Origin of the sequence: Dactylosporangium sp. NPDC049742 (genome assembly GCF_040674675.1) — a bacterium.
Taxonomy (GTDB): Bacteria; Actinomycetota; Actinomycetes; order Mycobacteriales; family Micromonosporaceae; genus Dactylosporangium; species Dactylosporangium maewongense.
In genome coordinates this window covers 14,819-34,380 of record NZ_JBFANF010000002.1, presented here as the reverse complement: position 1 = coordinate 34,380, position 19,562 = coordinate 14,819, and the positions used below count along the sequence as shown (strand labels likewise).

17 protein-coding genes are annotated in these 19,562 nt (G+C 71.7%); 14 read left to right on the top strand and 3 right to left on the bottom strand.

Going from position 1 to position 19,562, the window contains the following annotated elements; genetic code table 11:
* Positions 1-80: 80 nt before the first annotated feature.
* Genes AB0J72_RS03690 through mutM form a run of 6 tightly spaced genes read left to right on the top strand, consistent with a single transcriptional unit; the run spans position 81 to position 4,704 of the window.
* The gene (locus AB0J72_RS03690; RefSeq protein WP_363394036.1) at positions 81-644 is read left to right on the top strand and encodes a YceD family protein; all 564 of its coding nucleotides are present in this window, start codon (positions 81-83) and stop codon (positions 642-644) included.
* Positions 645-649: 5 nt separating this feature from the next.
* On the top strand, positions 650-823 hold the full coding sequence (gene rpmF / locus AB0J72_RS03685) for a 50S ribosomal protein L32 (protein WP_033357807.1): 174 nt from the start codon (positions 650-652) through the stop codon (positions 821-823).
* Between the two features lie 13 nt (positions 824-836).
* Positions 837-1,901 (top strand): phosphate acyltransferase PlsX, encoded by a 1,065-nt coding sequence (locus AB0J72_RS03680; protein WP_363394034.1) that lies wholly within the window; start codon positions 837-839, stop codon positions 1,899-1,901.
* 50 nt (positions 1,902-1,951) lie between these two features.
* Positions 1,952-2,635, top strand: a complete 684-nt coding sequence (gene rnc, locus AB0J72_RS03675) for a ribonuclease III (protein ID WP_363394640.1) — start codon at positions 1,952-1,954, stop codon at positions 2,633-2,635.
* Entirely contained in the window at positions 2,628-3,794 is a 1,167-nt protein-coding gene (locus tag AB0J72_RS03670; RefSeq protein ID WP_363394032.1) for a mannosyltransferase family protein, read from the top strand. Before rnc ends, AB0J72_RS03670 begins: the two co-directional genes overlap by 8 nt.
* Before the next feature lie 43 nt (positions 3,795-3,837).
* Positions 3,838-4,704 carry a bifunctional DNA-formamidopyrimidine glycosylase/DNA-(apurinic or apyrimidinic site) lyase gene (gene mutM / locus AB0J72_RS03665; RefSeq protein WP_363394029.1) on the top strand — a complete coding sequence of 289 codons (867 nt, stop codon included), beginning with the start codon at positions 3,838-3,840 and terminating at the stop codon, positions 4,702-4,704.
* 941 nt (positions 4,705-5,645) lie between these two features.
* On the opposite strand, the gene AB0J72_RS03660 is transcribed toward mutM, so the two are convergent.
* Both AB0J72_RS03660 and AB0J72_RS03655 read right to left on the bottom strand, forming a co-directional pair.
* A complete protein-coding gene (locus tag AB0J72_RS03660) occupies positions 5,646-6,401 on the bottom strand; it encodes a spherulation-specific family 4 protein (protein ID WP_363394026.1) in 756 nt (251 codons plus the stop codon).
* A gap of 26 nt (positions 6,402-6,427) precedes the next feature.
* A complete protein-coding gene (locus tag AB0J72_RS03655; protein ID WP_363394023.1) occupies positions 6,428-7,084 on the bottom strand; it encodes a CAP domain-containing protein in 657 nt (218 codons plus the stop codon).
* A gap of 421 nt (positions 7,085-7,505) precedes the next feature.
* Here AB0J72_RS03655 and AB0J72_RS03650 point away from each other — a divergent pair, with 421 nt between their 5' ends.
* The 3 genes from AB0J72_RS03650 to AB0J72_RS03640 all read left to right on the top strand — a co-directional run bounded on the left by AB0J72_RS03650 (position 7,506) and on the right by AB0J72_RS03640 (position 12,319).
* A complete protein-coding gene (locus AB0J72_RS03650) occupies positions 7,506-7,700 on the top strand; it encodes a hypothetical protein (RefSeq protein WP_363394020.1) in 195 nt (64 codons plus the stop codon).
* Between the two features lie 453 nt (positions 7,701-8,153).
* Entirely contained in the window at positions 8,154-11,726 is a 3,573-nt protein-coding gene (gene smc / locus AB0J72_RS03645) for a chromosome segregation protein SMC (protein ID WP_363394018.1), read from the top strand.
* Positions 11,723-12,319 carry an HAD-IA family hydrolase gene (locus tag AB0J72_RS03640; protein ID WP_363394016.1) on the top strand — a complete coding sequence of 199 codons (597 nt, stop codon included), beginning with the start codon at positions 11,723-11,725 and terminating at the stop codon, positions 12,317-12,319. Before smc ends, AB0J72_RS03640 begins: the two co-directional genes overlap by 4 nt.
* Here the strand turns inward: AB0J72_RS03640 and AB0J72_RS03635 are convergent.
* Positions 12,316-12,798: a glutathione peroxidase gene (locus AB0J72_RS03635; RefSeq protein ID WP_360559614.1), complete on the bottom strand. Its 483-nt coding sequence runs from the start codon at positions 12,796-12,798 to the stop codon at positions 12,316-12,318. The two genes, AB0J72_RS03640 and AB0J72_RS03635, sit on opposite strands and share 4 nt — an antisense overlap.
* A 141-nt stretch (positions 12,799-12,939) precedes the next feature.
* Here AB0J72_RS03635 and AB0J72_RS03630 point away from each other — a divergent pair, with 141 nt between their 5' ends.
* Genes AB0J72_RS03630 through AB0J72_RS03610 form a run of 5 tightly spaced genes read left to right on the top strand, consistent with a single transcriptional unit; the run spans position 12,940 to position 19,519 of the window.
* Positions 12,940-14,382: an aldehyde dehydrogenase family protein gene (locus AB0J72_RS03630; protein WP_363394013.1), complete on the top strand. Its 1,443-nt coding sequence runs from the start codon at positions 12,940-12,942 to the stop codon at positions 14,380-14,382.
* Positions 14,379-15,845, top strand: a complete 1,467-nt coding sequence (locus AB0J72_RS03625; protein WP_363394011.1) for a sugar ABC transporter ATP-binding protein — start codon at positions 14,379-14,381, stop codon at positions 15,843-15,845. Before AB0J72_RS03630 ends, AB0J72_RS03625 begins: the two co-directional genes overlap by 4 nt.
* A gap of 32 nt (positions 15,846-15,877) precedes the next feature.
* Complete coding sequence (locus AB0J72_RS03620; protein WP_363394009.1) at positions 15,878-16,807, top strand: ABC transporter permease; 930 nt, start codon at positions 15,878-15,880, stop codon at positions 16,805-16,807.
* The gene (locus AB0J72_RS03615) at positions 16,804-17,727 is read left to right on the top strand and encodes a substrate-binding domain-containing protein (RefSeq protein WP_363394007.1); all 924 of its coding nucleotides are present in this window, start codon (positions 16,804-16,806) and stop codon (positions 17,725-17,727) included. The genes AB0J72_RS03620 and AB0J72_RS03615 overlap by 4 nt, the downstream gene beginning before the upstream one ends.
* Positions 17,728-17,737: 10 nt before the next feature.
* Entirely contained in the window at positions 17,738-19,519 is a 1,782-nt protein-coding gene (locus tag AB0J72_RS03610; protein ID WP_363394005.1) for a discoidin domain-containing protein, read from the top strand.
* The last annotated feature ends 43 nt before the right edge of the window (positions 19,520-19,562 follow it).

The following is a 19,562-nucleotide window of genomic DNA, read 5'->3' as shown; positions in this document are numbered from 1 at the left end:
CGACCGGCAGGGGCGATTCGACGGGAGATCTGCCGCTCGGGTAGCCTTGTCCGTCGGCCCTGCCTGGCCGGAGTCTGAAGATGCCACATCAACCGCACCCGCAACTGGATCCCCGGAAGCCGCTGGTCCTCGAGACGAGAGACCTGCCGCGACGACCGGGCGCTCTTCATGCGGTGTCGCGCCAAGTGCCGGCACCCGAGGACCTCGGTCTGGAGCTGATCGGCGTGCCTGCGGGCGCCGAGCTCGACCTCCAGCTGCGGATGGAGTCGGTGTCAGAAGGCGTTCTCGTCTCCGGCACCGTCACCGGCCCGCTGGCGGGCGAGTGCGGACGCTGCCTGCGCCCGATCAGCGACACGTTGGAAGTCCCGATCCAAGAGTTCTATGCCTATGCGCACAGCACCACGGACGAGACGACCGACGAGGACGAGGTCGGAAGGCTACAGGGCGACCTGATCGACCTGGAGCCGGCATTGCGGGACGCGGTGGTGCTCTCCCTGGCCGCCAATCCCGTGTGCCGTGAAGACTGCCCAGGGCTGTGCCCCGACTGCGGGGTGCCGCTGGATGAGTTGCCCGCCGGCCACGGCCACGAGCAGCTCGACCCGCGCTGGGCCGCCCTGACCCAGATCCAGCACTCAGAGGAGTAAGACCCGTGGCCGTTCCCAAGCGGAAGATGTCGCGCAGCAACACCCGGTCGCGCCGGAGCCAGTGGAAAGCCGTCGCGGTGCAGACGCAGCCGTGCCCGCAGTGCCGCTCTCCGAAGCTGCCCCACGCTGCGTGCTCGGTCTGCGGCACGTACAACGGCCGTCAGGTCATCGAGGTCTGATTTCCGGATCCGGGTGACGCGATCCGACAGGTCGCCGCACGGCGGGCAGCCCCCGTCCGGCACCGCGCGGATCGCCGTCGACCTCCTCGGCGGGGACAGTGCTCCCGCCGTCGTGGTTGACGGCGCTCTGCGCGCGTGCAGCGCCGATCCAGACCTGCATCTGCTCCTCGTAGGGCCGCGCGAGTCGGCCGACGAGGTCATCGGCGCGCTCGCGGTCCACGACCGCGAGCGCGTCAGCGTCAGCGTGGTCGACCGCACCGTCGGCATGGGTGACGCCCCGATGCGCCACGTCAGGCGGGAGTCCACCGTCCGCGCCGCGGCGGAGGCCGTCTACGCCGGCCGCGCCGGCGCGATGGTCTCCGCCGGATCCAGCGGCGCCGCCGTCGCCGCGTCGGCCCACGTGCTGGGGCGGCTCCGCGGGGTCCGACGCCCCGGCCTCGCCGCGCACGTGCCCACCCCGCACGGCCCGGTGCTGCTGCTCGACGTGGGCGTGACGATCGACGGCACGATGCTGGAGCTCGTCCAGCACGCGGTCCTCGGCGCCGCCTACGCCAAGGTCGCCCTCGGCGTGACCGACCCGCGCGTCGGGCTGCTGTCCATCGGCAGCGAGCCCGGCAAGGGCGACCGGCTCCGCCGGGCCGTCGCCGTCGCGCTGTCCGACACCGTCCTGCCCGCCGGCGGGCGCTACATCGGCCTCGTCGAGGGCCACGACGTGCCCCTCGGAGGCCCGGCCGACGTGATCGTCACCGACGGTTTCACCGGCAACATCCTGCTCAAGGGCATCGAGGGTGCGACGGCTGCTGCCAGTACAGTCGCCGCAAACCGCACAGGAGCGGCCGAAGCGCCACATGTCGTGGCCGCTAGCAAAGGCGCCGCACTGCTCGGCGTCGCCGGCGCCGTCGTGGTCTGCCACGGCTCCGCCGACGGTCCCGACATCGCCTCCGGCATCGCCCTCGCCGCGCGCCTGCACCGCGAGCGGATCATCCCCGCGGTCGCCGGGCTCGCCGACGAACTGCTGACCGAACTCTCCTCGGCCGGCGGCCTCACCATCCGTGACGCATTGGGAGAGCGCTCGTGAAAAACCCGGCCCCACTCGAGTCCGCCTTCGAGGTGGATTTCGACCCCGACATGCTCCGCAGGGCGCTGACGCACCGCTCGTACGCCTACGAGAACGGCGGCCTGCCCACCAACGAGCGGCTCGAGTTCCTCGGCGACGCCGTGCTCGGCGTGGTGATCACCACCGCGCTGTTCAAGAACCACCCCGACCTCGCCGAAGGCCAGCTGGCGAAGCTGCGCGCGAGCGTGGTCAACATGCGCGCCCTCGCCGACGTCGCCCGCCGGCTCGGCCCCGAGGGCATCGGCCCGTTCCTGCTGCTCGGCAAGGGCGAGGAGGCGACCGGCGGGCGCAACAAGGCCAGCATCCTCGCCGACACGCTCGAGGCGCTCATCGGCGCGATCTACCTCCAGTACGGCCTGGACACCGCCGCCACGGTGATCCACAAGCTGTTCGACGAGCTGATGGCCGAGGCCGCGCTGCGCGGCGCCGGTCTCGACTGGAAGACCAGCCTCCAGGAGCTCACCGCCGGCCGCGGCCTCGGCGTCCCCGAGTACCGCATCGACGAGGAGGGCCCCGACCACGCCAAGCGGTTCACCGCCTGGGTGATCGTCGCCAAGCGCCGCTACGGCGGCGCGCAGGGCGGCAGCAAGAAGGAAGCTGAGCAGCGGGCCGCCGAGGCAGCCTGGCGGGAACTGTCGGCGCGGCCCCCGGAGCCCCCCGGGGCGCTGAAGGGTGACGATGACCGCGGTGACTGAGGTGGCGCGGCGGCCGAGAACACAGTTCCTGTGGGCTCTGCCGCTGGCGGTGTACGCGCTGAGCCGTCTTCTCCAGCTGCTGCTGGTCTGGTGGATGGCCGACAACGGCGAGGTCCGCAGCCGGTTGCTCGCGTGGGACGGCGGCCACTTCGTCCGGCTCGCCGAGGAGGGGTACCCGACCGGGTACAGCTACACCACCGAGGGGGCGCTCACGGGCAACGGCCTGGCGTTCTTCCCCGGCTACCCGATGCTGGTCCGCATCGTGCACCTGGCGACCGGCCTCGAGGTCGGCACCGCCGCCATCACGGTCGCGTGGATCGCCGGAGCGTTCGCCGCGATCCTCGTGTGCGCACTGGGCACCCGCCTCTACGACGAGCGGGTCGGCGTGGCCCTGACCGCGCTCTTCTGCACCCAGCCGATGTCGATGGCGCTGTCCATGGCGTACTCGGAGGCGCTGTTCGTCGCGATGGTCGCCGGCATGTTCCTGTTCGCGCACCGCGGCGACTGGCTTTTCGCCGGTCTGTTCGGCCTCGGCGCGGCGCTGTCCCGGCCGACCGGCGCCGCCGCCGCGCTCGGCCTGGCGGTCGCCGCCGCGATGGCTGTGTATCGAATCCACAAGTCGGACAAATCTGATAAATCGGACTCGTTGGACAATCCTCCGATTTGGCATCCGATTCTCGCGGCCGCTGTCGCGCTCGCGGGGGTGCCCGGCTACCTGCTGTGGGTCGGCATGCGGGTCGGCGACCTCGGCGCGTGGTTCGACATCCAGACCGCCGGCTGGGGCACCACGTTCGACTACGGCACGTCCACGTTCAACTTCGTGCGCGACGCGTTGCGTACCGGCGAAGGCTGGATCCAGGTGAGCATCGCCTGGATGGTCATCGGGGTCGTCGCACTGGCCGCCATCGCGGTGGTGCAGAGGGTGTGGCCGCCGCTGCTCGTGTACGGCCTGATCGCGCTCGTCCTGGTCCTCGGTCAGGGCGGCTACTACCACTCGAAGCCGCGGCTGCTGGTCCCCGTGCTGGTGATCCTGGTCCCGCCGGCGATCGCACTCGGACGGGCGAAGCCGCGGACGGCGGCGCTAGTGTTGTCGGGCTGCGCGGCGTTCGGGCTGTGGTACGGGTCCTACCTGATCACCGTCTGGCACTACGCCATCTGATGGTTTTCAGCCTCTTTGGGGCTTTCCTTCGCATTGGAGCCTGATGCCCGAGTTACCCGAGGTCGAGACCGTCCGCCGGGGCCTCGACAAGTGGGTCTCCGGCCGGCGCATCGCCACCGTCGAGGTGCTGCACCCGCGCGCGATCCGCCGCCACCTGCCCGGCGCCGTCCACTTCGCCGACGTCCTCGCCGGCCGCCGCGTCGGCGCGGTCCAGCGCCGCGGCAAGTACCTCTGGCTGCCGCTGGACGACGAGGACGCGCTCGTCGGCCACCTCGGCATGTCGGGCCAGCTGCTCATGCAGCCGGTCGAGGCGCCCGCGGAGGTGCACCTGCGGGTCCGGTTCACGTTCGACGACGACGGCCCCGAGCTGCGCTTCGTCGACCAGCGCACCTTCGGTGGCCTCGCGGTCTCCGCCGGCGGCGCGGTGCTGCCCGTGGAGCTCACCCACATCGCGCTCGACCCGGTCGACCCGTCCTTCTCGGACGAGGCGTTCGTGGAGAACCTGCGCCGCCGCCGTACCGACGTCAAGCGCGCCCTGCTCGACCAGACCCTGATCTCCGGCGTCGGCAACATCTACGCCGACGAGGCCCTCTGGCGCGCGAAGCTGCACGGCGCCCGCCAGACCGACCAGATCTCCCGCCCCGCCGTACGCCGCCTGCTCGCCCACGTCCGCGACGTCCTCAACGAGGCGATCGTCCAGGGCGGCACCAGCTTCGACGCGCTCTACGTCAACGTCAACGGCGAGAGCGGCTACTTCGACCGTTCCCTCAACGCCTACGGCCGTGAGGGCCTGCCCTGCCCCCGCTGCGCCTCCCTGATCCGCCGCGAGTCGTTCATGAACCGCTCGTCCTTCTCCTGCCCCCGCTGCCAGCCCCGCCCCAGGACCGCCACGCTCCGCTCACCCCGCTGACCCCGGGGACGGATCTTGGCCCCCCGGCTGGCTTCGGCGGCTCGGGGTGCGGCGCTGGCCTGACCGCGTTCGGCGGCACGTGCGCCAGCCCGGCCTGGCCGGATGCCTGCTGTGAGAGCCGGGCACCGACCCGGTCGAGGTGCGGCTCGACGTCGCCGCTTCATCAGCCGCAGCACCGGCTCCCGCACCGCGAGGCGCTCTCAGCGCCCGCGAAGGGGCGTGACCATTGCTGCACCGCGCGAAGATCGTCGCGGCGACCTCGGCGGCGATGGTGGCCCGCCCGCCGATGTCGGCTGTACCGGCCGTATCGATCTTGGCTAACCCGGGCCCGGCAGTGCAGACCGGGCCCGGCAGTGCAGACCGGGCCCGGCAGCGCAGACCGGGTCAGCCCGCAGACCGGGCCAGGCGCCTGCAGGCCGGCCCGGTCGCTCCGCCGTCCAGGGCTGGCTGTCCCATGGTGCTAGGTTGCCCCGCCGTCCAGGGCCGACCGGCCTGCACCGCGTGCCAGGTCGTTCCGCTGTCCAGGGCTCGCTGCCCTGCGGCTCCACGTCGGGCGGTCGACACGTCGGGCGGTCGACACGTCGGTCGGTCGCCGGCTTGCGGTGCTCGCCGCAGGTCGACGGCCTTGCCGCGCCGCGTCCGGCGCGCCGATGGCCACCGCACCGGGGCGCGTGGTCGGCGGCTTGGCGCGCCACGCCGGGCAGCGTCGGTTCCCCGTGCTGCGTCGGACAGTGATCAACGGTTACTGCGCCACAGGCAGGTGGGCGGGCGGGCGGTGGTCGCGGGCGCGCGAAGTGGGCTTGATCAATTCCGTCGGCGGGTCAGGGGATGGCCGGTCGCTGGTGGAGGGCAGCGGGGGAGGCCTGTGCCGTGCCTGGCAGTTCTCACTGCACCTTACATCCACCGAACTAATTGATCACGGACATGTTGCTCTGCGTAGCCTAACCCGTGCGGCCTGTTCTGGCGGCTGCGGTGGTAGCGGTGGCGGTGTTGGTCAGGCGGTGCGGGCGGGGTCGGCGGGGGAGAGGGGTCGGCGGGTTGAGGTCGGCGAGGCCGGGGAGCTGGCCGCACCAGGCGGGCAGGTCGGAGTACGGGTCCGGGGCGCCCAGGTCGGTCACCATGCCGAAGCCCGCGCCGCGGGCGACCTGCAGGCGGGCGGCCTCGTCGAGCTCCCACGGCGGCACCGCGTGGACGAGGTGGCCGTCGCCGGGGAGGGCGCCGGCGCCGTTCCAGCGGCGGTAGTCGCGCCAGCTGCCGTCGAAGACGCAGATGGGCAGGCCGAGGTCGCGGTAGGTCTGGTCGGGCGGGCCGCCCGGGTTGAGGACCACGTCGGGCAGGTCGGCGCGCTGGGCGAACCGGGCGGCGATGGCGACAGGGCCGATCGAGTGCGGGCTGACCGGCACCCTGTCGAGGAAGACGCCGCGGACCGGGTAGCCGGCCCAGCGGTACACGTCGGCGCGGATCTGTTCGATCGGCCTGGTGGACAGGTCGACGTCGACGTAGCCGAGCAGCCGGACGCCGGCCGCGGCGAGCCTGCTCATGGCGGCCGTGTACACCGGGTCGCGCCCGCTGCCGGGGCCGCCCGCCACGTCGACGACGACGGTGAACGCGGAACCGTGTCCCGCGACGATCTCCCATGCGTGTGGCCGGGCGAGGGGATGCGCCCGCAGTGGCAGGAGCGTCGGAACCCGGTCCACGACCGGACTAACGATGCTGGGCCCCCTCAAGCACGGCCGGTGTCCACGGTCCAGTAGGGCGTCTTGCCGCGCATGGCGGCGCCGACGCCGATCGACTTCGTGGCACAGTCCAGCAGGATCTCGCGGTCGCCCTTGTCGCGCAGCCAGCTCTTGACGACGCCACCGGGGTCGCCGCCCTTGGCGACCAGCTCGCCGGCGAAGGCGGTGTAGCCGGCCTGGCGGGCCCGGTCGGCCGGGGAGCTGCCGTCGCTGCCCTGTGACCGGCTGAAATCGTGGGTGAGCATGTCGGCGCTGTGTGCCCTGGCCGCGGTACGCAGCTGCGGGTTCATCCGCAGCGCCTCACACCTGGCCTTGCGGCGCTCGCCGTTGACGAGCTGCACGACCCGGTCCTCGTAGCCGCTGTTGAAGCTGGCGTTGAGGGTCGGGGTGGCCTTCGCCGTGGTGGGGGCGGCGGAGGTCGGGGCGGCGCTGGTGGCGGCGTCCGCGGGTGAGGAGGTGTCCCCCTCGGGGGCGGGGGCCGCGAGCTGGGGAGCCGCAGCGGCGGCCGAGGGCTCGCTCCCGCCGTCGGTCAGCGCGGGCACGATCATCGCGCCGATGCCGAAGAGGATCAGGACGGCCGTGACGGCCGCGGCGATGCCGATGGGTCCGAGCCGGGCCAGCAAGGCAGGCTGCGGCGCGGTCATCGGGGATCTCCTTCAGGTGGGGGCCGATCAGTGCAAAGAGCAGTACAAAGAGCAGTGCGAAGAGCGGTGCGAAGAGCAGTGCGAAGGGCAGCGCGAAGCGCCGGACGCGGGTGAGGCGGGGCGAGTGATCTGAAACGGGTGAGGCGGAATTTCTTCGACACGACGCTACTTTGCAGTGGCGCTTGCGGGCAACTGGTGGCACACTGCCACGATCGGCTACAGGGGTGTGATCACGCACCCGGGTGAGTGAGAACACCCTGGCCAGGACGTTTGGCGTGCCGGTTGGCTTGACGAAGTCGCCGACCGGGGGCGAACATAGAGGTGTCGCCAGTCGCGCCCAATCATGCCCTAGTGCTTCGGTCGCGGGTGCTGGGCGCGCGTTTGCCGGAATCCGACCGGCTGCGCTTATCAAGGAGACGATATGGCTAAGGCCCTCTTCGGCCACGTAGGCGGCGCGCCCGATCGGCGCCTCGTAGACGAGGTCACCCAGCTGCGTGCCAAGGTTCGGGCGCTCGAGTTCGAGGTCGTCCGGCTGCGCGCCGAGAATGACCGGCTCGCAGCGGCGGCCGCAGAGGCGGACCACCTGGTCCGGCTCGTCGAGCCGGCGATGGCCTGACCCTAGGCCTTCGCGACCACGTAAGGAACGCCGGAGAAATCCGGCGCTCTGCACTGGAACCTACGCAGAACTGAACAGTAAACCCGCGCGCCGATCATCCTCTGGGTATCGGCGCGCAGTCATGTCATCACGCACCGCAAAGCAACGCCATACAACGCCAGGCAACGCCAAGAAAAGCATCAACATCAAGAAAGCGCCGTGCAGTCGTGTAACGACGCAGCGTCGACAATGGTTGCGAATGACTTCCGGGTGACATTTTCGCGGGTGCGCATCGGCGCATTATGGTGTGCGGCACTGCCGGATTGGGTATCCTGCCGGGCGATAGTCTGCCCAGTACAAGCACGAGTGACGAACCCGAGCGGCAGTCACGAGTGACGAACCCGAGCGGCAGCCACGAGTGACGAACCCGAGCGACAGCACCCGAGCGGCGCCCAACCCACCCCGTGGAGATCCGTGCATCTCAAGAGTCTGACGGTCAAGGGCTTCAAGTCCTTCGCGTCCGCGACCACGCTGCGTCTCGAGCCGGGCATCACCTGCGTCGTCGGCCCCAACGGGTCGGGCAAGTCCAACGTGGTGGACGCGATCTCCTGGGTTCTGGGCGAGCAGGGTGCCAAGGCGCTGCGCGGCGGCAAGATGGAAGACGTGATCTTCGCCGGGACCGCCGGCCGGGCGCCGCTGGGCCGGGCCGAGGTCACGCTCACGATCGACAACACCGACGGCGCGTTGCCGATCGACTACACCGAGGTCTCGATCACCCGCCGGATGTTCCGCTCCGGCGAGAGCGAGTACGAGATCAACGGCAACCAGTGCCGGCTGCTCGACATCCAGGAGCTGCTGTCGGACTCCGGCATCGGCCGCGAGATGCACGTGATCGTCGGTCAGGGCCGGCTCGACGGCGTGCTGCACGCCCGCCCGGAGGACCGCAGGTCCTTCATCGAGGAGGCGGCCGGTGTACTGAAGCACCGCAAGCGCAAAGAGAAGGCGATCCGCAAGCTCGACGCGATGGCCGCCAACCTCAACCGCCTCGGTGACCTCACCACCGAGCTGCGCCGCCAGCTCAAGCCGCTCGGCCGGCAGGCCGAGGTCGCCCGCCGGGCCGCCGGCATCCAGGCCGACCTGCGCGACGCCCGGCTGCGCCTGCTCGCCGACGACCTCGCCACGCTGCGCACGACCCTCGACAAGGAGATCGCGGACGAGACCGCGCTGCGGGCCCGCCGCGAGGAGGTCGAGGCCGAGGTCGAGTCGATCAACGAGCGGCTGGCGACCCTGGAGGCCGAGCACGCCGCCGACGCGCCGGTGCTCGCCGAGGCGCAGGAGACCTGGTTCCAGCTGTCGACGCTGCAGGAGCGGTACCGCTCGCTGCACCAACTGGCCGCGGAGCGGCACCGCAACCTGTCCGCCGCCCCCGTCGACGAGCGGCCCGGCCGCGACCCCGACCAGCTGACGGCCGAGGCGGAGAAGGTACGGGAGCAGGAGGACGAGCTGCGGGCGGCCCTGGAGGCCAGCCAGGAGCGGCTCGCCGACGCCGTGGACCGGCGGCAGGACCTGGAGCGGCGGCTCGCGTTCGCGGAGAAGGCGATCGTCGCCGCGCACAAGGCCATCGCCGACCGCCGCGAGGGCCTGGCGAAGCTCGCCGGCCAGGTCGAGTCCGCGCGCAGCCGCGCGACCGCCGCCGCCGACGAGATCGAGCGGCTGTCGGTGCAGCTCGCCGAGGCCGAGACGCGCTCCGAGCACGCCCACGCGCTGTACGAGGAGGCGAGCGCCGGCGCGAGCGTCGCCGACCACGCCAACGCCGACCTGGAGATCCGTCACCAGGAGGCGACCCGCGAGCTCGACGCGATCAACAACGAGGTCAAGCAGCACAGTGACGCCGAGCGGGCGGCCGAGAAGGACGCCGCGCAGTGGAAGGCCCGCGAGGAGGCCCTGGCGACCGGCCTGCGCCGCAAGGACGGCGCCGGCACGCTGCTCGCCCGCGCCGACCGGATCCCGGGCGTGCTCGGCAGCGTCGCCGCGCTGCTGTCGGTGCAGGCCGGGCACGAGGCGGCCCTCGCCGCCGCGCTCGGCGCGCTCGCCGACGCCGTCGCGGTCGCCAACATCGACGGCGCCACCGCGTCCGTGGAGATGCTCAAGCAGGACGACGCCGGCCGGGCCGCGCTGCTGATCGCGTCCGCGCCGACGCACAGCGCGCCGCCGGTCGAGCGGGTCCCGCTGCCGCCCGGCGCCGCCTGGGCCCTGGACCTGGTCCGCGCGCCCGACGAGCTGCGCCCCGCCCTCGAACGGGCGATCGGCGACGTGGTCTTCGCGCCGGACCTCACGGTCGCGAAGCGGATCGTGTCGTACGCGCCCAACCTGCGCGCGGTCACGCCCGAGGGCGACGTCCTCGGCGCGTACGCGGCCGCCGGCGGGTCGGGCAAGCAGCACAGCTACATCGAGGTCCAGGCCGCCGTCGAGGAGGCCCGCCAGCAGAAGGTCGACGCCGAGCGTCGCGTCGCCGAGGCGCGCGAGCTGCTCGCCCTGGCCCGGCACGCCGCGACCGGCGCCAAGCAGCAGGTCGCGGAGGCCGCCGCGGCGAAGAAGGAGGCCGACAGCGCGCGCAACGCCGCCGCCCGCCGCCTCGCCGAGTTCGGCGCCGCCGCCAAGTCCGCGAAGGCCGAGGTCGAGCGGCACGCCGCCGCCCGCGCGAAGGCGGAGGCGGCCCGCGAGTCCGGTGTGACCAGCCTCGCCGACCTGGAGGAGCGGCTCGCCCTCGCCGAGGAGACGCCGATCGACGAGGACCCGTCGACCATGGAGCGCGACGACCTCGCCGAGCAGGTGCCCGTCGCCCGCCAGCAGGAGATGGAGGTCCGGCTCGCCGTCCGCACCGCCGAGGAGCGGGTCGGCGCCCTCGCCGGCCGGGCCGACGCGCTGCTGCGCCAGGCCGCCCAGGAGCGGGCCGCCCGCGAGCGGGCCGCCGCCCGCAAGGCCACCCGCGCCCGCGGTGCCAGGGTCGCCGAGACCGTGGTCGCCGCCGCCCAGCTGGCGCTGGACAACCTCGCCGAGTCGATCGCCGAGGCGCAGGAGACCCGCGACGCGCTCGCGGAGACCCGGGCCGAGCGCGAGTCGACGCTGACCGAGGTCCGGGGCCGCGCGAAGCAGTTCACCGCCGAGCTGGACCGGCTCACCAACGCCGTGCACCGCGACGAGGTCGCCCGGGCCGAGCAGCGGATGCGCATCGAGCAGCTGGAGGCGCGCTCCGCCGAGGAGTTCGGCCTCGACGCCGACACGCTCGTCGCCGAGTACGGCCCGCACCTGGAGGTGCCGCCCACCGCGCCCGAGGTCGCCGCCGCGGAGGCCGAGGGCAAGCCGGCGCCCGCGCCGGTGCCCTTCGACCGGGCCACGCAGGAGAAGCGCGCCGCGAAGGCCGAGCGCGAGCTCAACCTGCTGGGCAAGGTCAACCCCCTCGCCCTGGAGGAGTTCGCGGCGATGGAGGAGCGCTACAAGTTCCTCTCCGACCAGCTCGAGGACCTCAAGGCGACCCGCCGTGACCTGCTCACCGTCGTGAAGGACGTCGACGACCGCATCCTCGAGGTCTTCACCAGCGCCTACCACGACACGGCGCGCGAGTTCGAGCAGGTCTTCTCGGTGCTGTTCCCCGGCGGCGAGGGCCGCCTGGTGCTCACCGACCCCGACGACATGCTCACCACCGGCATCGAGGTCGAGGCCCGCCCGCCGGGCAAGAAGATCAAGCGGCTGTCGCTGCTGTCGGGTGGCGAGCGGTCGCTGACCGCGGTCGCGCTGCTGTGCGCGATCTTCCGGGCCCGCCCCTCGCCGTTCTACATCATGGACGAGGTCGAGGCGGCCCTCGACGACGTCAACCTCGGCCGCCTGATCACGCTCTTCGAGCAGCTTCGCGAGAAGAGCCAGCTGATCATCATCACGCACCAGAAGCGCACGATGGAGGTCGCCGACGCCCTCTACGGCGTCACCATGCGCCAGGGTGTGACCGAAGTCATCTCTCAGCGCCTCCGCACGGAAGAAGCCGCATGACGATTCGCCCCACCGCTCTGTTGATCGATTTCGACGGTGTACTGCGCCGCCACGACCCGGCGATCGCCGAGCTGGTCGAGCTGCGGCACGGCCTGGAGCCCGGCGCGATCCTGGCCGCCGGGCTCGAATGGGACCGGCGGCTGCCGGCGATCACCGGGGAGATCAAGCGCGACGAGTGGCTCGAGAGCATCGCCGAGGCCCTGGGCGTCGACGTGTCCGTCGTGCAGGAGTGGGACGCGTACAAGGGCGAGATCGTGCCCGAGGTGCTGCGCTTCGTGAAGGACGTCAGGGCCGCGGGCATGAAGGTCGGCCTGGCGACCAACGCCATGGACGACCTCGGCGACGTCCTCGCGCTGCACGGGCTCACCAAGCAGTTCGACGCGGTCGCCAACTCCTCGGAGATCAGCGTGCACAAGCCGGCGCCGGGCTTCTTCCGCGCCGCGTGCGCGCTGGTCGGCACGCACCCGAAGCAGTGCCTGTTCATCGACGACACCGACCGCAACATCCGCGCGGCGCGAGCGGCAGGCCTCTCGGCCTACCGCTACACGCCCGGCGACGACCTGAGCTACGCGAGGAAAGCCCTGGGGATCTAGAGCGCGGTCTCGATCGCCTTCACGACGAGATCGGACTTGGGCGTGTCCCGCGGCGAGAAGCGGGCTGCGACCGTGCCGTCGGGGGCGATCAGGAACTTCTCGAAGTTCCACCGGATGTCCCCGGTGTAGCCCTCGGCGTCCGGGACGTCGACCAGGTGCTGGTAGAGCGGGTGCCGGCCGTCGCCGTTCACCTCGACCTTCTCCGTCATCGGGAAGGTCACGCCGTAGGTCGTGCTGCAGAACTCGGCGATCTCCTCCGTGGTGCCCGGCTCCTGCCCGCCGAACTGGTTGCACGGCACGCCGAGCACGGTGAACCCGCGGTCGCCGTACTCCTTCTGCAGCGCCTCCAGCTCGGTGTACTGCGGCGTCAGTCCGCACTTCGAGGCGACATTGACGACCAGCACGGGGTGCCCGCGGAACTGGCCGAGGTCCAGCGGATCGCCCTGCAGCCCGGCGATCTCGACGTCGTAGATGCTCATGGGGTGATCGTATGCCGACCTTGACTTCGGGGGTTCGTTCGGTACATTAACAAAGACCGATCCCGGTGAGCCCACCCTCACTCACCGCGGTCTCGCCCGTGATCCTCGCCGGACGGCGCCGGCGGACCTGCCCTTGCGCGCATGCGTGAGAGGCACGCCCGCGACCGCCGTATCCCCGAGGAGGGCCCAGCCATCATGGCCGTTGTCACCGTGCGCAACCCCGGCACCGGCGAAGTGCTGGGGGAGGTGCCCGCGACCGGCGCGGCGCAGGTCGCCGCGACCGTCGAGCGGGCCGGCAAAGGCCAGCGGGCGATGGCCGCCACCCCCGCGCACGAGCGCGCCGCGCTGCTGCGCCGCGTCGCCGACCTGATCGAGGCCGAGCTCGAAGGCCTCGCCCGGCTCCTCGCCGCCGAGAACGGCAAGCCGATCCAGCAGACCCGCGGCGAGGTCGAGGCCGCGATCCGCATCTTCCGCGCGACCGCGGGGGAGGCGACCAGGCTCTTCGGCCGGCAGATCCCGCTGGACGCCGTGCCGGGCCTGGAGCGGCACCTCGCGGTCACCATCCGCGAGCCGCTCGGCGTCGTCGCCGCGCTCGTGCCGTTCAACTACCCGGTCGAGCTGTACGCGCACAAGGCCGCCGCCGCCCTCGCCGCCGGCAACGCGGTCGTCGTGCAGCCACCCGCCCGCTGCCCCCTGGCGGTGCTGCGAATCGCGGAGCTCGTCAATCAACACGCCCCACGCGACGCGCACCAGGTCGTCCTCGGCGGCGCCGAGGTCAGCCGGCAGCTCGCCGAGATGAGCGGGATCGCCGCCGTCACCCTGACCGGCAGCACCGCCGCCGGCCGCGAGATCGCCCGCCTGGCCGCGGGCACGCTCAAGCAGGTCCACCTGGAGCTCGGCGGCAACGACGCGCTGATCGTCTGCGCCGACGCCGACGTCGAGGAGGCCGCCCGCGCCGTCGTGCTGGGCCGGCTCGCCCGGGGCAACGGGCAGATCTGCTGCGCGGTCAAGCGGGTGTACGCCCAGACGGCGGTCCACGACGCGTTCGTCGACGCCCTGGTCGCGCAGACCGCGAAGCTGACGGTCGGCGACCAGCTGCTGGAGTCCACCGACGTCGGCCCGCTCATCGCCGAGGAGGCCGCCGGGCGGGTGCTCGACGCCGTCCGGACGCTCGTCGCCGACGGCGCCCGGCTCGTCGCCGGCGGGGTCCGCACGCGGGCCTTCATGGACCCGACCGTGCTGGTCGACGTGCCCGCCGCCAGCCCGGCGTTCGCCGAGGAGATCTTCGGGCCGGTGGCGCCCGTGGCCCGCTTCGACGACCCGGCGGAGGCGGTCCGGCTCGCCAACGACTCGCCGTACGGCCTGCACGCCGCCGTCTTCACCCGGGACATCTCCCGCGCGCTGAGCATCGCCAGGCAGCTGGACGTCGGCGGCGTCGTCGTCAACGGCTCGACCGCGCTGCGGGCGGAGAACCTGCCGTTCGGCGGCACCAAGGACACCGGCGGCTACCGGGAGGGCGTCCACGACACGGTCCTCGACTTCACCCGGCAGAAGACGGTCGTCGTCATGGACGCCTTCCGATGACGCTGCGGCTGCGCGACGTCCACAAGTCCTACGCCGGCGTCGAGGTCCTGCACGGGGTGACGCTGCACGGCGAGCCCGGCGAGGTCCTCGCGATCGTGGGCGCCAACGGCGCCGGCAAGTCCACCCTGATCAAGGTGCTTGCCGGAGTCGTACCGATGAGCTCCGGCACCCTCTCGCTGGACGACACGGAGCTCGCCCTGCGCACCCCGCACGACGCGCACGCGGCCGGCATCCGCACCGTGCACCAGGAGCTCTCCCTGGTGCCCGAGCTGTCGGTCACGGAGAACCTGCTGATGGGCGACTTCCCGCGCCGGTTCGGCCTGATCGACTGGCCGGCCGCGCACCGCCGGGCCGGTCGGCTGCTGGAGGAGATCGGCTTCGGCGGCATCGACCCGCGGCTGAAGGCGGCCACGCTGTCCGTGGCCCGGCAGCAGATGGTCGAGATCGCCAAGGCCCTCGTCAGCGAACCCCGCGTCCTCGTCCTCGACGAGCCGTCCGCGGTCCTCGCCGGCGCGGACCTCGACGCGTTGTTCGCGGTGATCCGGCGGCTGCAGGAGCGCGGGGTGCTGGTGGTGTACGTGTCGCACCGCCTCGCCGAGGTCCTGGAGCTGGCCACCCGCATCGTCGTGGTCAAGGACGGCCACGTCGTGGCGACCACCACCCCGGACGCCACCGACGAGGGCACCCTGATCCGGCTGATGGCGGGCCGGACCGTGGACCGGATCTACCCGGAGCGCCGGCCCGCCCTGGGAGAGCTGTCCGGGGAGCCGCTGCTGACCGTCGACGGGCTCGGCAGGACGGGGGAGTTCGACGGCGTGTCGTTCACGCTGCGGGCCGGCGAGATCGTGGGGCTCTTCGGCCTCGTCGGGTCGGGCCGCAGCGAACTGGCCGCGTGCCTGTTCGGGGCCGCCCGCCCGACCGCGGGCGCGGCGTTCCGCAGCCCGAAGGAGGCGATCCGGGCGGGCGTCGCGATGGTGACCGAGGACCGGGCCGGCAGCGGCCTGGTGCTCGGCATGACCGTCCGGGACAACATCGGCCTCACCACCTGGCGGTCGACCGCCCGCGGCCCGTTCATCGACCGCACCCGGCAGCAGGCTGCCGTGCACGGCATGATCGAGCGGCTCGGCATCCGCCCCGACCGGTGCGCGGGCATGCCGGTCGTACACCTGAGCGGCGGCAACCAGCAGAAGGTCGTGCTCGCAAAGTGGCTGCTCACGGGCCCTCGCGTGCTGATCCTCGACGAGCCGACCCGCGGGGTCGACATGGCCACCCGGGTCGAGATCTACCGCACCGTGGACGGGCTCGCCCGCGAGGGAATGGGCGTGCTGCTCATCTCCTCCGACCTGACCGAGGTGCTCGGCGCCACCGACCGGGTCCTCGTCATGCGGCAGGGCCGGCTCGCCGGTGAGCTGCCGTCCGAAGGCACCACCGAGGAACAGGTCCTGGAGAGGGCGATCGCGTGACAACGTTGGCTCTTCGGATACGCAACCGGGACGTGACCGTCGAGGCGGCCTTCACGCTGCTGATCGCGGCGCTGATCGTCGTCGCGGCCACCACGTCGGACAGTTTTCTCAGCGGCACCAACCTCACCAACCTCCTCAAGCAGATGGTCACCACGGGGCTGCTCGCCTTCGGCATGCTCGTCGTGATCCTCACCGGCGGGATCGACCTGTCCGTCGGGTCGGTCGTCGCGTTCGCCGGGATCGTGACCGCGGGCCTGGCCGCGGACCTGCCGATCCCGTTGGCGATGGCGGTCGGCGTCCTGAGCGGGCTCGCGTTCGGCGCGGTCAACGGCGTCCTGGTGGCCCGGTTCGAGCTCGCGCCGTTCGTGGTCACCCTCGCGGCGCTCACCACCGTCCGCGGGCTCGCGTTCGTCTACTCGGAGGTGCCGATCGCACCGGCCGACCCCGCGTTCCTCACGCTGGGCTCGGCCATGGTCGGTCCCGTCCCCCTGATCACGCTGATCATGCTGGCCGTCTTCGCGATCGGTGGCGTGTTCCTGGCCCGGACGCCACCCGGGCGCTCGATCATCGCCATCGGCGGCAACGCGGAGACGGTCCGCCTGGCGGGCATCGACGTGCGACGGCACATCGTGCTCGCCTACTGCGTCAGCGGCTTCTGTGCCGGACTCGCCGGGGTCATCCTGACCAGCCGGGTCGGCATCGCACAACCCAGCGTCGGGGTCGCTTTCGAGCTCGACGCGATCGCGGCCTGCGTCATCGGCGGCGCGAGCCTGTCCGGAGGCCGGGGTTCGGCGAAGGGTGCCTTCGGCGGGGTGCTCGTCCTGGTCCTGATCAACAACCTGCTGAACCTGTACGGCGTGCAGTCGTTCTGGCAGCAGGTGCTCAAGGGACTGATCATCATCGCGGTCATCCTCGTGCAGCGCTCGAGGCGGCCGCGCTCCGTCGCGAAGGGACGCGCATGAGAAGAGCCTTATCCCTGCTTCTGGTGGCGGCGCTGGGCCTCACCGCCTGCTCCGACGACCCCGCGGGGAAGGACGGGTACACCGTCGGCGTCGCGAACTTCCTGCTCAGCGGGCCGTACTTCAGCGGCATGGACGCCGCGATCGCCGCGCAGGCCAAGACCAAGGGCAACGTGAAGATCGTCAGCACCGACGCCGGGGGCGACGCCGCCAAGCTCGCCGCCAACGTCGAGGACCTGCTCAGCAAGAACGTCGACGCGATCATCATCTCGGGCGGTCCGCTCGAGTCGGCGCCGGCCGCCCTGAACGCGATCAAGGCGGCGGGCAAGCCCGTCGTGCTGGTCGACCGGAAGTTCGCCACCGGCGAGTACACCAGCTGGATCGGGCCCGACAACGAGGCCATCGGCAAGCAGGACGGCGAGTTCCTGGCGGGCCGGGTCAAGGGCAAGGTCGCGATCATCAAGGGCGGGCCGGCGGACAACTCGATCGGTCTGGCCCGCACCAACGGGTTGAAGTCGGTGCTCAGTACAAAGGCCGACATCACCCTCATCGAGGCCCCCGACTTCGGCAACTGGGGCTCCGACGGCGGGCTCACCGTCATGGAGGGGCTGCTCGCCAAGCACCCCGACCTCGTCGCCGTCTTCTGCGAGAACGACGCGATGTGCCTCGGCGCGCAGCGGGCGATCGCCGCCGCCGGCAAGGCCGGGCAGATCGTGCTCGCCGGCGTCGACGGGCAGGCCGAGGCGCTCAAGGCGATCCTCGACGGCACCAACTACGTCGTCACCGGTCTCAACAGCCCGAAGGTGATCGGCTCGCTCGCCCTGGACCGCACGGTCGAGGTCCTCGGCGGCGCCAAGGTCGAGAAGGACACCGTCGTGCCCTCGCCGCAGATCACCAAGGACAACGCGTCCCAATACCTCTAGGAGCGTCCACATGAGACGACTGCTCGCAGGTGCCCTGGTCGCCGGTTCGCTGGTCGCGATCCCGGTCGCCCCCGCCGCGGCGGCACCGACCTGGCGGCTGCTCTACTCCGAGAACTTCGCCCAGCCCATCAACACCGGCAACGCGCCGTGGGTCCGCGAGACCTACGCCAACCCGTTCGACACCATCACCGACGACGCCGGGCAGTGGTACCGCAACGACTACGGGCCCGCCTGGACGGCGCAGTTCAACTCGTTCGACACGTACCGCAAGGAGTTCACCGTCGGGCAGAACGGCTGGCTCACCGCCTCGCTGTCGGCCCGGGACTTCAACAAGGACGGCGTGCTGGAGGCGCCGCCGTCGATCACCACCGCCACGGTCGGCGGGGCCAGCGCCGCGGTCCTCAACGTGCCCGAGAGCACCGGCGGCGCGATCTTCCGCCCGACGCAGGCGCTGCCCGACCAGTACCGCATCGAGTACAAGCTCAAGACGATCGACTTCGGCGGCAAGCGCAACGGCACCATCAACTACAACGGCCGGGTCAACGGCTACTCGACCGCGGGCTGCAAGACCCAGCACCCGTGGGGCGAGGGCTCCAACAGCCCCGGCTGGAGCGGCGACGCGTCGGTGCCCTACTGCGAGTGGCAGGACGTGCGGGCCGGACCCTACGGGTACAACGGCTTCCACTTCCTGTCCATCGTCGACTTCGCCAACCCCGCGCCGCGCAACAACCACTTCTGGCACTACCACCGCAAGGTGCTGATGGACTCGTTCTCCCAGCACCCCGACCGGGTCGGGTCCGGCACCGGCGGCCGGGTCTGCAACGCCTCGAACAACACGTACTACAACTACCGCGACGGCAACTTCAACACCGTCAACATGTGGATCTCCGGCATGCCCAACTGGAACCCGGGCGCCGGCGGCCTGCCCGGCAACTCCCAGTGGTTCATGACCAGCTGCTCCGGCGGCGCCGCGGAGAACCAGCTGTCCAGCGCCGGGGAGCTGCAGCCGGAGCTGATGCCCAACGAGTACTACACGTTCGCGATCGAGCGCGACGCGACCGGCTACACGCTCGAGGCGAGCGGCAACTTCGCCCGCTCCGGGCAGCGGACGCTGCGCTTCCACCGCGACTTCGTCGTCAACAACGTGCCGATCTGGCACTACAACACCACCGCGGCGGGGTACAACGGCCAGTTCAACGGCAACCTGGTGCAGAACGACGACTTCGGCAGCACCACGTGGCCCAACCAGTGGCCGTCCGGCTCCGCCTACCCCGACTCGTTCGTGATCGGTGACCTCTACACCAACGTGTACGAGGGATCCGCCAGCCTCACCGACATCAAGCTCTTCGTGCCCGACACCGCGTCCGCGCCCAACCTGGCCCTGAACAAGGCGGCCACGGCGTCGTCGCAGTGCGCGGCGGCCGAGGCGCCGGCGAAGGCGGTCAACGGCAGCTGGACCGGCGGCCTGTCGGACAAGTGGTGCGCGCTGGGCGCGAACAAGTGGCTGCGCGTCGACCTGGGCTCCAACCAGCAGGTCGGCAAGATCGTCCTGCGGCACTCGGGGGCGGGCGGCGAGAAGGCCAGCTGGAACACGAAGGACTTCGACCTGCAGACCAGCCTGGACGGCGACACCTGGACGACCGTCGCCCAGGTGCGGGGCAACACCGCGAACACCACCACGCACACGTTCACCCCGCGGACGGCACGACATCTCCGCCTGAACGTGATCACCCCGACGAGCGACAGCGACACCGCCGCCCGGATCTTCGAGCTGGAGGCGTACGCGGCCTAGCCGCGCGGCACACCCGGCCGGCCAGGCCGGGTGTGCCGGCCCT

Bases quoted from the DNA above. Each gene is read 5' to 3' on its own strand.
- AB0J72_RS03690 (WP_363394036.1), top strand. From the start codon at position 81: ATGCCACATCAACCGCACCCGCAACTGGATCCCCGGAAGCCGCTGGTC.
- rnc (WP_363394640.1), top strand. From the start codon at position 1,952: ATGCTCCGCAGGGCGCTGACGCACCGCTCGTACGCCTACGAGAACGGC.
- mutM (WP_363394029.1), top strand. From the start codon at position 3,838: ATGCCCGAGTTACCCGAGGTCGAGACCGTCCGCCGGGGCCTCGACAAG.
- AB0J72_RS03655 (WP_363394023.1), bottom strand. From the start codon at position 7,084: ATGACCGCGCCGCAGCCTGCCTTGCTGGCCCGGCTCGGACCCATCGGC.
- AB0J72_RS03650 (WP_363394020.1), top strand. From the start codon at position 7,506: ATGGCTAAGGCCCTCTTCGGCCACGTAGGCGGCGCGCCCGATCGGCGC.
- AB0J72_RS03640 (WP_363394016.1), top strand. From the start codon at position 11,723: ATGACGATTCGCCCCACCGCTCTGTTGATCGATTTCGACGGTGTACTG.
- AB0J72_RS03635 (WP_360559614.1), bottom strand. From the start codon at position 12,798: ATGAGCATCTACGACGTCGAGATCGCCGGGCTGCAGGGCGATCCGCTG.
- AB0J72_RS03630 (WP_363394013.1), top strand. From the start codon at position 12,940: ATGCGTGAGAGGCACGCCCGCGACCGCCGTATCCCCGAGGAGGGCCCA.
- AB0J72_RS03625 (WP_363394011.1), top strand. From the start codon at position 14,379: ATGACGCTGCGGCTGCGCGACGTCCACAAGTCCTACGCCGGCGTCGAG.
- AB0J72_RS03615 (WP_363394007.1), top strand. From the start codon at position 16,804: ATGAGAAGAGCCTTATCCCTGCTTCTGGTGGCGGCGCTGGGCCTCACC.
- AB0J72_RS03610 (WP_363394005.1), top strand. From the start codon at position 17,738: ATGAGACGACTGCTCGCAGGTGCCCTGGTCGCCGGTTCGCTGGTCGCG.